Annotated in this window: 14 protein-coding genes; 5 read left to right on the forward strand and 9 right to left on the reverse strand. The window is 66.5% G+C overall.

Annotation, left to right across the window (positions count from 1 at the left end; translation table 11 throughout):
- Positions 1-215, forward strand: a 215-nt coding sequence (locus Q0Z44_RS08305; RefSeq protein ID WP_298011710.1) for a hypothetical protein, incomplete at its 5' end; no start/stop codon positions are given.
- A gap of 22 nt (positions 216-237) precedes the next feature.
- Here the strand turns inward: Q0Z44_RS08305 and Q0Z44_RS08310 are convergent.
- The 3 genes from Q0Z44_RS08310 to Q0Z44_RS08320 form a co-directional block, all read right to left on the reverse strand.
- Positions 238-573: a hypothetical protein gene (locus tag Q0Z44_RS08310; RefSeq protein ID WP_298011711.1), complete on the reverse strand. Its 336-nt coding sequence runs from the start codon at positions 571-573 to the stop codon at positions 238-240.
- A 242-nt stretch (positions 574-815) separates the two neighbouring features.
- Positions 816-1,127: a hypothetical protein gene (locus Q0Z44_RS08315; protein ID WP_298011713.1), complete on the reverse strand. Its 312-nt coding sequence runs from the start codon at positions 1,125-1,127 to the stop codon at positions 816-818.
- Between the two features lie 90 nt (positions 1,128-1,217).
- The gene (locus tag Q0Z44_RS08320; protein ID WP_298011714.1) at positions 1,218-2,432 is read right to left on the reverse strand and encodes a site-specific integrase; all 1,215 of its coding nucleotides are present in this window, start codon (positions 2,430-2,432) and stop codon (positions 1,218-1,220) included.
- A 325-nt stretch (positions 2,433-2,757) separates the two neighbouring features.
- Between Q0Z44_RS08320 and Q0Z44_RS08325 the strand changes: the two genes are divergently transcribed.
- The 4 genes from Q0Z44_RS08325 (at position 2,758) to Q0Z44_RS08340 (ending at position 6,818) form a co-directional block, all read left to right on the forward strand.
- A complete protein-coding gene (locus tag Q0Z44_RS08325; protein WP_298011716.1) occupies positions 2,758-3,387 on the forward strand; it encodes a Spy/CpxP family protein refolding chaperone in 630 nt (209 codons plus the stop codon).
- A 26-nt stretch (positions 3,388-3,413) separates the two neighbouring features.
- Positions 3,414-4,130 (forward strand): response regulator transcription factor, encoded by a 717-nt coding sequence (locus Q0Z44_RS08330; RefSeq protein ID WP_109038409.1) that lies wholly within the window; start codon positions 3,414-3,416, stop codon positions 4,128-4,130.
- Complete coding sequence (locus tag Q0Z44_RS08335) at positions 4,127-5,569, forward strand: HAMP domain-containing sensor histidine kinase (RefSeq protein ID WP_298011717.1); 1,443 nt, start codon at positions 4,127-4,129, stop codon at positions 5,567-5,569. Before Q0Z44_RS08330 ends, Q0Z44_RS08335 begins: the two co-directional genes overlap by 4 nt.
- Positions 5,570-5,726: 157 nt before the next feature.
- Positions 5,727-6,818: an NDP-sugar synthase gene (locus Q0Z44_RS08340; protein WP_298011719.1), complete on the forward strand. Its 1,092-nt coding sequence runs from the start codon at positions 5,727-5,729 to the stop codon at positions 6,816-6,818.
- 19 nt (positions 6,819-6,837) lie between these two features.
- On the opposite strand, the gene Q0Z44_RS08345 is transcribed toward Q0Z44_RS08340, so the two are convergent.
- From Q0Z44_RS08345 to rfbC, 6 genes are all read right to left on the reverse strand, one after another.
- On the reverse strand, positions 6,838-8,031 hold the full coding sequence (locus tag Q0Z44_RS08345) for a glycosyltransferase (RefSeq protein WP_298011720.1): 1,194 nt from the start codon (positions 8,029-8,031) through the stop codon (positions 6,838-6,840).
- 25 nt (positions 8,032-8,056) lie between these two features.
- A complete protein-coding gene (locus Q0Z44_RS08350; RefSeq protein ID WP_298011722.1) occupies positions 8,057-8,794 on the reverse strand; it encodes an SDR family oxidoreductase in 738 nt (245 codons plus the stop codon).
- Positions 8,791-10,137: an FAD-binding oxidoreductase gene (locus Q0Z44_RS08355; protein WP_298011724.1), complete on the reverse strand. Its 1,347-nt coding sequence runs from the start codon at positions 10,135-10,137 to the stop codon at positions 8,791-8,793. The genes Q0Z44_RS08350 and Q0Z44_RS08355 overlap by 4 nt, the downstream gene beginning before the upstream one ends.
- Before the next feature lie 6 nt (positions 10,138-10,143).
- On the reverse strand, positions 10,144-11,568 hold the full coding sequence (locus Q0Z44_RS08360; protein ID WP_298011726.1) for a UbiA family prenyltransferase: 1,425 nt from the start codon (positions 11,566-11,568) through the stop codon (positions 10,144-10,146).
- Positions 11,565-12,536: a lysylphosphatidylglycerol synthase transmembrane domain-containing protein gene (locus Q0Z44_RS08365; RefSeq protein ID WP_298011727.1), complete on the reverse strand. Its 972-nt coding sequence runs from the start codon at positions 12,534-12,536 to the stop codon at positions 11,565-11,567. Before Q0Z44_RS08365 ends, Q0Z44_RS08360 begins: the two co-directional genes overlap by 4 nt.
- A 70-nt stretch (positions 12,537-12,606) precedes the next feature.
- Entirely contained in the window at positions 12,607-13,170 is a 564-nt protein-coding gene (gene rfbC / locus Q0Z44_RS08370) for a dTDP-4-dehydrorhamnose 3,5-epimerase (protein WP_298011728.1), read from the reverse strand.
- Positions 13,171-13,182 lie beyond the last annotated feature (12 nt).

The raw sequence follows: 13,182 nt of genomic DNA on the forward strand, positions 1-13,182 counted from the left end.
CGGTCTACAACGCTGTGCTGGAGGACGGAAGCGCCAAGCGGGCACTGCGCGACACACTGACGCTCACCAGCATGCTGACGGGCATTCCCGTGTCCGCTTTGAGCAGGCCGCTTGGCTATGCAGCGGAGGTCGCAGAGGGCAAATTGGATCCGGCCGGGCCCATGGACGCTGTCCGGGGCGCTGTCACCGGCGTTGCCAGTCCCGAGAGCCGGTGAGCTGTGTGCTTCGGGGTGTCGGTCAGGGCTTAGGACGCACACGCAACTGCGTTGGATCCAGCGCGTCCGCGACTTTCAGGGCGTCCGTGCGCCAGGCTTCGAAGCCCTCTACGGCCTCGCCGCCATCGGCGGCGCGTTGATCCAGCATAGCGACGTAGTTCCGGATCAAAACGCTATCCTCCCAAGCCTTCACCTCATTCAGCAGTTTGGGGCGTTGTTCCTTGAGCCAGGCGGATGCACGGGTTTCTCGGGCGTGCTTTTCCAGGATCATGTCCATGATGGCTTGACGCCTGGCGCGCTCCTCTGGCGTCATGTTGGCGTAAGTCAGCGGCTCGTAAGGTTGCAGGCGCTTGCTCATGAGTCGCGGCTCCGGCGAAGGCACAGGGTAGGGATTGCCAGTCCACCGCAAGAGTCGTCCGCGGAGGCGCGGATGGCAGGCGCAGAACGCGGGTATTTATTTTCAGTGAGCATCGGCGTACAGCGGTTTTAAATCGCCATTCTGTATCGTCGCGAAGGCTGAAAAAGCTCTATCCGTAAACGGGTAGAGCGAGGCGCTAGATTACCTGTCCACGGGTAGCCGTGTGGTAATCCGGCGTCAAATTAACAAGATTTCGACCTTTCAAGGTCCGGGAACATCCACGCGCTCGCGCCGCCCAAAGCTGGTTCTTGGTGCAGCCGCTGCAGCGCCGCGTCGGCGAGCCAGCCGATTTGTTGCGCAAGCGCGCGCATAGCAGGGATGGTGAAAAGCTCCAGGGTGTTATCGTCGATCGACTCGGTGCCCACGCTGATCGCTCGTGCTTTGTCTGTGATTTCACGGAGTGCATCGGCGGCCAAGTTGATATCCCTGGTATTCGGGCCCTGCGTTGCGGGGTTGGTGGTTTGGCGAGCGTGGGTAAGATCAGAGGTAGCCATGGTGCACGTCCTTTCGATGGTGTGTGCGTTGTGGTCAGGGGCTCGCTGGCGCTGCAACGCCTTCGGGCCCCGCTTGTTTGCCTGATTCCGTCAGGCGTCGGGTTTCTCTTTCGACCCGGCAGCGCAGAACGCCGCCCAGTCGGCCATCATCTGGCGCCGCTTCTCGAACATGTCGCCGCGACGGTAGGCCGCCTCGACCTTGTCGCTGATGGTGTGCGCCAGTGCCATCTCGGCCATCTCGCTGGGGTAGTTCGTGTGCTCGGCAGCCCAATCGCGGAAGGTGGACCGGAACCCGTGGGGCACGCACGGTGCCTTCATCCGTCTGACCACCGCAAGCAGCGTCATGTCGGAGAGCTGCCCGCCTTTGGCGCCCACGAATACCAGGTCGGTTTCCCCGTGCTTCGGCAATGCCTTGAGTAGCGCGACTGCCTCAGGGGACAGGGGGACACGGTGCTCGCGTCCTGCCTTCATTCGCTCGCCAGGGATCAACCACACCCCGGCATCAAGGTCGATTTCTCGCCAAGTCGCGCCTCTCACTTCACCGGAGCGGGCTGCCGTAAGGATGGCGAATTCAAGAGCTCTGGCACCGGCGCCGGGCTGCCCTCGTAGTGCAGCCATGAACGATGGCATTTCCGAGGCGGGGAGGGCGGTGTGGTGCTCGACGCGGGCAACCTTCGAGGGCTTGGGCAGAAGCTTGTCCAGATGCCCGCGCCAGCGCGCTGGATTGAGGCCCTCACGATGACCGCGGGCGGTTGCCCAGTCCAGCACGGCCTCGATGCGGCCGCGCACTCTCGATGCAGTCTCCGTCTTGGTAGTCCAGATCGGTTCTAACACCGCGAGCACCTGGGGCAGCTGGACGTCTTGCACCAGCAGGTCGCCAATCTTTGGGTAAGCGTAGGTGGCCAGCGTGTTGGTCCACTGGTCGGCGTGCTTCTCGTTGCGCCAGCCTTCGCTGTGTGCCTTGATGTACGCCTCTCCCGCCCTCCTGAAGGTCAGTGCGACGGCTTGGGATGCCTTCAGCGCGCTGCGCGCCTTTCGTGTCTCCTCGACGGGGTCTATGCCCGCCTTGATCTTCATTCTCGCCTCGCGGGCCGCCTCTCGTGCCGACGCCAAAGGCACGTCAGGGAAGCCACCGAGCCCGTAGTCGCGCCGCTTACTGCCGATCGTCGCACGCAGCACCCATGACTTCGCCCCGGTGTCCTTTATCCGCAGTGCGAGGCCCGCTACCCCACCGACAAAGTGCGTGCCGGGCTCGGCGAGGTTGCGTACCTCGATCGCGGACATCTCTTTGGCCTTCTTCGGCATCGTGTTCTCTGGGCCCATCAAAAGACCCATCAAAAAACAGGAGATGCGATGGTAGAACTTGAGCCGCTATGAGTCAACTGTTTGGCGTCTCTCCCGGCGCAGACGCCGCAAACTGAGCGCAATTGAGATGACCTGAGACGCTCTGCGTGCGGACACCCTCTCCGCCATACAAAAAGCCCGTTTGCCGAAAGGCAGCGGGCTTTTCTGTTTTGGACGCCGGGCGTGGCGGGTTTTCACAGATCTTTACCCTCAAGCCACAGCCGCTTTACCCCCGCGACGCATGCTCTTCTCCACAGCCACAACGGCTTTCAACCAGGAGAAGCAGATGACCAATTCCTCTCGCACCGCGCATGCCAGCCAGCCCCTTGGCCGCCAGGGCTGGGCCCTGGGCATGCTGCTGGCCGGCGCCACGGCCCTCACGGTGTGGTCGGCCCACGCCTGGGCTGCCGCGCCTGGTGGCCAGGGGGCCGCCAACGCGCCCGCTGCCCACGCCGTGATGCCGCATGGCCACGGCGGCATGATGATGGGCATGCCCTTCGCAGGCCGCGGCCTGGACCGCATGCTCGATGCCGTCAAGGCAACCGACCCCCAGCGCAAGCAGATCCGCGACATCGCCGACAAGGCGCGTGCTGACGTGCAGACGCTGCACAGCAAGTTGCCGCAAGGGGCAGACGGCCAGCCGGCTCATCCGTACCGCGCGATGCTGGCGCTGCTCGCACAGCCCCAGGTCGATGCCGCTGGCGCAGAAAAGCTACGCCAGCAACTCCATGCCCATCACGATCAGGTCAGCCAGCGCATGCTGCAGGCCGCGGTCGACATCGCGAAAGTGCTGACGCCCGAGCAGCGTGCCACCTTTGCCAAGGAAGTGCAGGCGCGCATGGACCGTCGCGGCGGTGACCGCATGCCTCACCGGCATCACGGCCGCGACGGCGCGGAGCGCCCTGACGCACGGTGAGCATGGAGCGCGCGACAATGCCGGACATGAGCGAGCACATCCTGCTGATTGACGACGACCTTCGCCTCAGTGCCATGGTCGGTGACTACCTGCGCAGCCACGGCTACCTGGTGTCTTGTGCGCCCAGTCTGGCGGCGGGGCGCGAGTTGATCGCCCGCCAGGCCTTCGACGCCCTGGTGCTGGATCTCATGCTGCCAGACGGCGACGGCCTGGACCTGTGCCGGGAGTTGCGCGCCTCGCCACGTACACGCAGCCTGCCGCTGCTGATGCTGAGCGCGCGCGGCGAACCGACCGACCGCATCGTGGGGCTGGAGATCGGCGCAGACGACTACCTCCCCAAGCCCTTCGAGCCGCGCGAACTGCTCGCCCGCCTGCGCGCCCTCCTGCGGCGCACCGGCCCGGCGACCGACGACAACGATGTCTGGCGCTTCGGCCGCCTCGAGATCGACACCGGCCTGCGCCAGGTGCGCCTCGACAGCAAACCGTGCGACCTCACGTCCTACCAGTTCGATCTGCTGTCCGTGCTCGCGCAGCATCCCGGTCGGGTGCTGAGCCGCGATCAGATCATGGACGCGCTCAAAGGGCATCCGCTGGAAGCCTTCGATCGCTCCATCGATGTCCACATCTCGCGCATTCGCGCCGCCATCGAGGACGAGCCCAAGGAGCCGCGCCGCATCCTGACCGTGCGGGGCGTGGGCTACGTCTTCGCGAAGAAACAGGACGCCGACGTCGACGCCCGATGAAGACGCTTGCGCTGCGCATTTACCTGGCCGTCGTCGCGGTCCTGCTGATCTTTGCGCTGGTGTCCGGCTGGCTGGCGCAGCGCAACCTCGAGCACCAGCGTGAACAGCTGCAGACGCGCGCTTTTCACGCCGAGCGCGCGGCCGCCTGGGCCGAACTGCTGGAAAACAGCCTGCCGCCCATCACGGCACCGATCGACGAGCAGGCCAACGCGCTGCTGGACTGGTCGGAGCGCCTGCGCATGCCCATGGCCCTGGATGACGCACGTGGCGAGCGCCTGGCCACCTCGCCTTTGCTGGCCGACATCCTGCGGCGCGCGCCCGACATGCGTGGCCGCCTGCAGCAGTCGCGTCTGTCGGACGGCCGCACCTTGTGGATGCTGCGGCCCGGCGCGTTGCGGCTGCGTGTGTTGCCCGGTGGAATGGGGCCCCCGCCCCCGCCTGGTATGGGCCACGGAGCCGAAGGCCCGCCGCCGTTCGCGCGGGAGGCCAGCCCCGGTGAGCCGCGTGGCGCACCGCATGGCGGCTGGTGGTCCGACTTCCCGCCCGCGTTCCTGCCCTTGTGGCTGGTGGAGGGCGTGCCCGCGCTCATCACCTCGCTGGTGCTGTTGTTCATTGCCGTCGCCGTTGGCGCATGGCCCGTGGCCAACCGGCTCACCCGGCGGCTCAAGGCCCTGCGGGATGGGGTGGAGGCGTTTGGCTCCGGGCAACTGCAGCACCGCGTGACCGTAGAGGGGCGCGACGAAGTCGCTGCGCTGGCCGCCAGTTTCAACGACACCGCACAGCGCATCGAGGACCTCGTCACCGCCAACCGCAGTCTGCTGGCCAACGCCAGCCACGAACTGCGCTCGCCGCTGGCCCGCTTGAAGATGGCTGTGTCCATCATGGCCGACATGCCGCCCGAACGCGCCGCGCAGATCAAGGAAGAGATCCACCAGGACATCCGCGAACTCGATGCGCTGGTCGAAGAGGTGCTGCTCGCCAGCCGGCTCGATGCGCGCACGGACATCGAGCGCCAGCCGGTCGACCTGCTCGGGCTGGCCATCGAGGAGGCGCGCCGCGTCAATGCCGAAGTGTCTCCGGTGCAGGTGCCAGCCCACTCTTACCCGGGGGACGAGCGCCTGCTGCGCCGTGCCGTGCGCAACCTGCTCGAGAACGCCCGGCGCTACGGAGGCCCGGACATCGAGCTTGAGCTGGATGCCCAGCCCCGGTTTGTCGAATTGCGTGTTTGCGACCGGGGGCCCGGGGTGCCCCCTGAGCAGCGCGACCGCATCTTCGAGCCTTTCTACCGGCTGCCCGGGCATGCCGAGTACGCGGGCGGCGTCGGGCTGGGCCTCAGCCTGGTGAGGCAGATCGCCGAGCGGCACGGCGGCAAGGTGCGGTGCGAGGCCCGCCAGGGTGGGGGCAGTTGCTTTGTCATCCACCTGCCTGTGACAAATTGACGGGGCAGGTCGGCGCCGTGCAACTTCTGCAACGCGGAGCTTTCAAACTGATGTGAGGGGGCATCCTCTTGGGGGGCGGTCGCTTGGCTGTCATCCTCCTTGTGGTGCAATCGGGCGGTCTGCCTCTTACGACACATCAACGAAAATGACAAAAGCCATGATCCTGGCGGCCGGTCAAGGGACCCGGATCCGCCCGCTCACCAAGGGCATGCCCAAACCGATGATTCCCATCCTGGGCAAGCCGGTCCTTGAGTACATCATCGAGCACCTGGCCCGCCACGGTGTGCGCGAGATCATGATCAACGTGGCCTACCACCACTGGAAGATCGAGAACTACTTCGGCGACGGCAGCCGGTGGGGTGTGGAGATCGGCTATTCGTACGAGGGCGTGCGGGAGCATGGCGAAATCGTGCCCCGGCCCAAGGGCTCCGCGGGCGGCATGCGCCACATCCAGGACTTCTCGGGCTTTTTCGACGACACCACCCTGGTGCTGTGCGGCGACGCGATCATCGACCTCGACATCACGGCTGCCCTCGAAGAGCACCATGCCAAGAAGGCCATGGCGACGGTCGTGACTCTGCCCGTGTCGCGCGATGAAGTGAAGAACTACGGCGTGGTGGTGGCCGGTGAGGACGGTCGGGTGCAGTCCTTCCAGGAAAAGCCCAAGCCCGAAGAGGCGTTGTCCAACCTGGCCAGCACGGGCATCTACATCTTCGAGCCGGCGGTGCTCGAACTGGTGCCGCGCGGCGTCGAATTCGACATCGGCAGCCAGCTGTTCCCGTTGCTGGTGAAGCAGGGGCTGCCGTTCTTTGCCCAAAGCCACCCGTTCCACTGGATCGACATCGGCCGGGTGACGGACTACTGGACCGTGCTGCAGCGCGTGCTGAAAGGCGAGATCGCCGACATGCGCATGCCTGGCAAGGAAGTGCGCCCGGGCGTCTGGGTGGGGCTCAATACCCGCGTGAACTGGGACAAGGTCAACATCACCGGCCCGGTCTACATCGGCTCGGGCAGCGACATCGAGGATGGTGTCACCATCGAAGGCCCGGCCTGGCTGGGCAATGGGTGCCAGCTGCGTGCCGGTAGCCACCTGGTTCGCAGCGTGCTGTTCGACTACACCCGCCTCAACGGGGGCGCGACCTTCACCGACGTGATCGCCTCGCCGCTCTACGTGGTGGACCGCAGCGGGCACACCACCTACCAGGGCGAGGAAGGCACCGCGCTGCGCTGGGGCGACGCGCGGGCCTGATCCCGGTCGCTGTCGGATGTCAGGCGGGTGCGCAGCCCGCCTGCTTCAAGACGTCGGCATACACCGCAAGATAGCCTTCAATGGCGGCCCCGGTGTTGAACTGGCTGGCCCAGGTTTGCGCCTGTTGAACGCGGTGTTCCCTCTCGGCCCCCGACAGGGCCAGCATGCCGATCAAGGTCTCGGCCGCCGTTTCAGCCCACGGGCCCACCGGGGCGCCGTAAGGCAGTCGGGGCACGTAGAAGGCAGAAGGCCCGCCCACCTCGCTCATGGGTGCCTCGTCAGTGGTCAGGGTCAGCGTGCCGCATGCTTGGGCCTCGACGATCGGCCATCCGAATCCCTCTGCCAGGCTCGGGAACAGAAAAGCGGCAGCCTGTGTATAGGCAGCCACCAGGGTCGGCTGGTCCAGCCCCTGCCGGAAGATCACCTGCGCGCCGGCCGGCACGGAGGCCAACGCGGCCTGCAACGGTGCGCCGGAGGGAGGCGGGCCCACCATGAGCAGCGGCAAGGGCACGGCGCCTGCTTGCGCACACCGTCGGGCGTATGCTGCATACAGACTGACGATGCCGACGCGGTTCTTGTACCACTGGCCGCCGCCCACGTGCAGCAGCATGCTGCCCTTGTCTGCCGGCAGGTTCGCCCGGGTCAGCACAGCGCGCGCCTCGCCGTCGGGCATCGGGGCGAAGCGGTGATTCAGATCGTTGTAAACGACGCTGATGCGTTCACGCGGGATGCCGGCAAAGCGGATCAGATCGTCCTGCGTGCGCCGGGAAATGGCGATGAAGCGCCGTGCTTGCTGAAAGCCCTGCCGGATGTAGCGCTGGTAGGCCTTGCCCGTGGCCGACGTCGGGTTCTCGGGGATGTCGCCCAGTGCCGAGCGCAGCGCGAGCAGATCGTGTGCATGCACCACGTGCGGCCGGTCGTTCACCAGCGGACACCACGGGCCCAGCGCCTGATCACAGAACACGAACAAGGTGTCCGGTGGGAGGGTCCGCAGCGTCTTGCGGAAGGCCCGCGGGAACAGCAGGTACTGGTCGACGTAGCCCGCCCACTTGGCGAGCTTGGGATGGGTGATCCAGCGGCGCATCACCGGCACAGCCGAGTGCAGGCTCACGGTGTGACCGCGTGCGGTGTAAGCCTCTTCCAGCATGCGCGCGAACCGCGGCATGCTCTGCGAGTTCATGAAGGGCGGGTGGGTGAAGATGGCGATGCGCATGCAGGCTTCCGTCCGGTGTGGTCGCTCAGAGCGCGAGCTTCACGAACACGAACTCCGGGATGTGCTTGATGATCAGCATGATCAAGGCCCAGAAGCCCGGGGTGTAGACCACCGACTTGCCCTTGTCCACGCCGTTCACGATGTCGGCCGCCACCTTCTCGGGTTTGGCCCACAACGCGCCCTTCTTGAAGGACGCCGTCATCGGCGTGTCGACGAAGCCGGGCTTGATCGTCACCACGTGCACGCCCTGCTTGCTGAGCCGTTGCCGTAGCCCGGAGGCAAAGGCAGACACCAGGGCCTTGGCGCTGCCATACACGTAATTGCTCTGCCGCCCGCGGTCGCCGGCCACCGACGAGATCACGGCGATGGCGCCATGCCCCTGGCTGGCCAGTTGCTCACCCGCCAGGCCCATGAGGTGAACCACGGACAGGCCGTTGGTGTGAATCTCGTCCATGGCGTAGGCCGCATCCGTCTGCGCCCGGGTCTGGTCCGACAGGGTGCCGTGCGCGATCAGCACGGTGTCGAGCCCGCCCATCGCTTCGGTGGCGGCCTGCAGCAGGCTCACATGCTGATCCAGTGCGTTGGCGTCGAACATCTGCGTGCCCACATAGGCCGCGCCGCGCGTACGCAGGTCGTCTGCGACAGACTGCAACGGCGCTTCCCGGCGGGCCGCCAGAAACAGCTTGTCGCCCCGCTGGGCCCAAACGCGCGCCGTCGCCTCTGCAATGGCCGACGTGGCCCCGACGATCAGGATCTTTCTCATGCTTGCTCCATGACCCTGCGCCAGAAGCCGGAGCTGAAGCGAGGGTCGACATACGGTGTGAATTCGGACCAGCGCGGGTAGCCGGCCTTGAACAGGGCCGCGCCCATGCGGCCATCCTTGGCGGGGTAAAGCCGCCCGCCCGCTTCCAGCACGATGCGGTCCAGCGCCTCGAAAAGCTTGTGCAGCCGAGGGCCCTGGTTTGGGAAATCAAGCGCCAGCGTGGTGCCGGGCATAGGAAAGGACAGCATGCCGTGCGAGGCGGGCGCGCCAAATTGCTTGAGCACCGCCAGGAACGAGCCCATGCCACTGGCCGAGATCGCTTCCAGCAGCGCACGCGTGGCCTGCAGCGCACGCTCGGGCGGGATGGCGCACTGGTACTGGTAGAAGCCCTGCGGGCCGTAGATGCGGTTCCATTCGAGCAGGGCATCGAGCGGATAGAAGAACGGCCGGTAGTGCTGCATGCCGCTGACCACATCACGCCGCTGCTTGTGGAAGTACAGCGTGTTGAACGACTTGAGCGACAGGCTGTTGACCAGCGACAGCGGGGGCGTGATCGGCACGGTGCGCGTGTGGGGGTCTCCGCCTTGCGTCAGGCCCCGCGGCACCCAAGCCATCTCCATCGCCGCGGGGGCATGGTTGCCCCGGTTGAACAGGCCGCGGCCGAGGCGCTTGCCGCCAAACGCGCAGTCGATCCACGACACGGTGTACTCGTGGTCGGCCTCCGAGGCGGCGCTCAGTTCGAAGAACTCCTCCAGGCTGCGGAAGCGGATGGATTCGGTCACCATGAAGGGGTTGGCCACGCGGCGCAACTGCATTTCGGCCCAGGTGATCAGGCCGGTCAGGCCGAGCCCGCCCACCGTGGCGGCAAACCAGTCGGCATGCTCGGTCAGGCTGCACACGTGCCGGGTGCCATCCGAGCGCAGCAGCTCGAAGCACCGCACATGGTTGCCGAACGAGCCTGCCACATGGTGGTTCTTGCCGTGCACGTCGTTGGCGATGGCGCCGCCCACCGTCACGAACTGGGTGCCGGGCGTGACGGGCAGAAACCACCCCTGGGGCACAACCAGGCGGAGGATCTCGGACAGCAGCACACCGGCCTCGCAGCGCAGCACGCCCGTGGCCGGATCGAAGGCGATGAAGCGGTCGAGTTGGCGACCCGGCAGCAGGGCGCCGTCCGGGTTCAGGTTGCTGTCACCGTAGCTGCGGCCGTTGCCGTAGGGCAGCATGGTCGCGCTGCCATCGGGCAAGGCAGGCAAGGGCGCATGGCGGCTGGCCAGGGGCAGCAGTTCGTGCTGCGGCCGCAGTACCCGGCCCCAGGAGGTGTACGACGAGGTGACCGCCATACGGTGTCAGGTGGCGGCCCACAGCACGATGGCCGCCGCCACACCGGTGGCGAGGCTGGTGCGGTCCTTCAGCGCGTACACCAGCGGGTCGTCATCCATGTGACCGCGGTAGGTCTCCATCCAGATGCGGCTGATCCAGTACAGCATCACCGGCACCAGCAGCCACACCAGCTTCGGATGGCTGTAGAGCCTGGCGATGTCGGGCGAGTTCACGTACAGGGCCAGCACCAGAATGCTGAGGTAGCCGCTGGCCGTGCCCAGGCTCTGCAGCAGGTGGATGTCATTGACCTGGTAGCCCCGACCGGAGGCTTTGTCCTTGCCTTGCACGCGCATGGCGTGCAGCTCGGCAAAGCGTTTGACGATGGCCAGGCTCAGGAAGATGAAGATCGCGAACATCAGCAGCCAGAACGACAGCGGGATGTCCGTGGCCGCCGCGCCCGCCACGATGCGCACGGTGTACAGCCCGGCCAGAGTCAGCACGTCGATCATCACCAGGCGTTTCAGCAGGAAAGAATAGGCCAGCGTGACGACGTAGTAGGCCAGCAGCACGCCCAGGAACTTCGCGGGCAGCAGCAGCGCCAGGCCAAAGGCCAGCAGCAGCAGCAGCGGTGCGGCCACCAGTCCGAACAGCAGGCTCAAGGTGCCGGCCGCAAACGGCCGACGGCACTTGCTGTGGTGCGCGCGATCCGCCTCCAGATCCAGCATGTCGTTGAGCAGGTACACCGACGAGGCACACAAGCTGAAGGCGACGAACGCCGTCAGGCCGTCGAGCATCCGGGCTGCATCGCCCAGCACGTGGGCGGCTGCCAGCGGCACGAAGATCAGTGCGTTCTTGGCCCACTGGTGAACGCGCAGTGCTTTCGTCACCACCTTGAAGGTGGTGGGCTGCGGGGCAAAGGTGGCTGCCACCTGGGTGACCGCGCGGGCACGTGCTTCCAGCGCCTTGCCGCCGTGCACCACCACCGCCGCGTGGGCATGTGGCCACACCTTCAGGTCGACGGCCTCGTTGCCACAGTAGTCAAAGCGCTTTTCGCCAAAGCGCTTGACCAGTTCGGCGGCCTTGTTGCTTCCCGACAGGTTGGTCTGGCCGTCACTGGACAGCACGCCATCGAACAGGCCCAAGTGCTGGGCCACGGCGTGGGCCAGGCGGCTGTCCGAGGCGGTCACGAGCCAGATCGGCCGGCCGAGTTGCTTCTGCGTTCGCAGCCAGTCGACAAAGGGCGCTGCATAAGGCAGGGCCGCGCCGTTGAGCGTGACGCGGCTGGCGATCTCGCGCTTGAGTCGGGCCTTGCCGCCCAGCAGCCAGAACGGCACGAGCAGCAGGTACAGCGGGTTGCGCTTGACAAGCAGGAGGAAGGATTCGAGCAGCAGGTCGCTGTGAATGAGCGTGCCGTCGAGGTCAACGCAAAGCGGAACGTCTCTCTGATTCATGTCAGTTTTGTATGGCGAAGAACCCAGACGCAGTACCAGCCGATCACCACGGCGAGCCACAGGGTCAGGAGTCGGCACACCAGGGTCAGCAGGATGGCCTGGGGCATGGTGAAGCCGTGCGCATACAGCAGCCCGGCCATCACGAACTCGGTGCTGCCCAGCCCGCCGGGCAGGAAGGACAGGGCGCCGACGATGATGGCCACCGCGTAGATGCCCATGGCGGACGCCATGGCGAGGGGCTCGGGCGACAGCACGTCGGCCACCAGCTTCAGGCCAATGGCTTCCAGCGCCCAGGCCGCGAGACCCAGGGCCATGCCGCCCAGCAGGATGCCGGGAGACAGCAGCGCGCGGGCGCGCACCAGTGTGTGCACGATCGCCTGGGCGGGGCGCAACAGGCGGTGTGCGGCGCGTTGGTCAAGGTGGGCCGCCACGCGGGGCCAGGGCAGCAGCATCAGCATGGCCAGCAGGCCGCCGACCAGCGCGAGTGCCACCCACAGAAAACGCTGGTAGGCCTGCAGTTCTGTCAGCGCCGCGGCCGTCAGCAGCATCATGGCTAGCAGGTCCAGCAGGCGTTCGACGAAGAAGGCCGCACCGGACGCCGGCAGGCCGATGCCATGCGGCTGGTAGTAGCGGGCGCGCACCATCTCGCCGATCTTGCCGGGCGACAGGGTGAAGGCGAACCCGGCCATGTAGGTCAGGGCCACGAAGCGCCAGGGCAGGCTGTGGCCCAGTCGGGTCATGTAGAGGCGCCAGCGCCACACGCGCAGCGCGTAGTTCACCAGCGACAGCCCGCCCGCGAGCAGCACCGCACCCCAGCCGGCCTGCAGCTGGCTCGGGTCGACCTGGGCGATGTCCTTGCGGAAGGCGGTGACACACCACACGGCAAACACGGCGAACAGCCCGTAGACGGCCAGCTTGCGCATCAGGTGGGTGTGGGAGGGCGCGGAGGGGGCCGCATTGGAGTTCATTCAGGGATTATGCGGGGGTGTCTGTGACACGGCGGTCACGTTCCCCACGCTTTGGGGGCCCCGTGGCGTATCAGAACGTGTCGGCCTGGCTCAGCAACGGGGCCTCTGCATCCTTCGGAGCCAGCACCGGCATGAGGCCGCCCAGTGGCCACGCCACCCCGATGTCGGGGTCATCCCAGCGGATGCTGCGCTCGTGTTCCCTGGAGTAGGTGTCCGTCGTCTTGTAGAGGAAGTGGGTGTTGTCCTCGAGCGCAACAAAGCCGTGGGCGAAGCCCGCGGGGATCCACAGCTGGCGTTGGTTGTCGGCGGTGAGCTCCACGCCCACCCACTGGCCGAACGTGGGCGAGTCCTTGCGGATGTCGACTGCCACGTCGAACGCGGCGCCTTGCACCACGCGCACCAGCTTGCCCTGCGCACGGGGCGCCAGCTGGTAGTGCAGGCCGCGCAGCACGCCGCGCCGGCTGCAGGAGTGGTTGTCCTGCACGAAACGGCGTGGGACGGGCAGGCCGAGCTTGCCGAGTTCGTCTTCGAAACGACCTTCGTTGAAGCTTTCCATGAACCACCCGCGGTCGTCGCCGTACACGGCGGGCTCGATGATGACGACGTCAGGCAGGGCGGTGCGGATGAGTTTCATGGGGTGGGAAGA

The organism is uncultured Aquabacterium sp. (genome assembly GCF_947366995.1).
GTDB lineage: Bacteria > Pseudomonadota > Gammaproteobacteria > Burkholderiales > Burkholderiaceae_C > Aquabacterium.

Bases quoted from the DNA above. Each gene is read 5' to 3' on its own strand.
- Q0Z44_RS08310 (WP_298011711.1), bottom strand. From the start codon at position 573: ATGAGCAAGCGCCTGCAACCTTACGAGCCGCTGACTTACGCCAACATG.
- Q0Z44_RS08315 (WP_298011713.1), bottom strand. From the start codon at position 1,127: ATGGCTACCTCTGATCTTACCCACGCTCGCCAAACCACCAACCCCGCA.
- Q0Z44_RS08320 (WP_298011714.1), bottom strand. From the start codon at position 2,432: ATGCCGAAGAAGGCCAAAGAGATGTCCGCGATCGAGGTACGCAACCTC.
- Q0Z44_RS08325 (WP_298011716.1), top strand. From the start codon at position 2,758: ATGACCAATTCCTCTCGCACCGCGCATGCCAGCCAGCCCCTTGGCCGC.
- Q0Z44_RS08330 (WP_109038409.1), top strand. From the start codon at position 3,414: ATGAGCGAGCACATCCTGCTGATTGACGACGACCTTCGCCTCAGTGCC.
- Q0Z44_RS08335 (WP_298011717.1), top strand. From the start codon at position 4,127: ATGAAGACGCTTGCGCTGCGCATTTACCTGGCCGTCGTCGCGGTCCTG.
- Q0Z44_RS08340 (WP_298011719.1), top strand. From the start codon at position 5,727: ATGATCCTGGCGGCCGGTCAAGGGACCCGGATCCGCCCGCTCACCAAG.
- Q0Z44_RS08345 (WP_298011720.1), bottom strand. From the start codon at position 8,031: ATGCGCATCGCCATCTTCACCCACCCGCCCTTCATGAACTCGCAGAGC.
- Q0Z44_RS08350 (WP_298011722.1), bottom strand. From the start codon at position 8,794: ATGAGAAAGATCCTGATCGTCGGGGCCACGTCGGCCATTGCAGAGGCG.
- Q0Z44_RS08355 (WP_298011724.1), bottom strand. From the start codon at position 10,137: ATGGCGGTCACCTCGTCGTACACCTCCTGGGGCCGGGTACTGCGGCCG.
- Q0Z44_RS08360 (WP_298011726.1), bottom strand. From the start codon at position 11,568: ATGAATCAGAGAGACGTTCCGCTTTGCGTTGACCTCGACGGCACGCTC.
- Q0Z44_RS08365 (WP_298011727.1), bottom strand. From the start codon at position 12,536: ATGAACTCCAATGCGGCCCCCTCCGCGCCCTCCCACACCCACCTGATG.
- rfbC (WP_298011728.1), bottom strand. From the start codon at position 13,170: ATGAAACTCATCCGCACCGCCCTGCCTGACGTCGTCATCATCGAGCCC.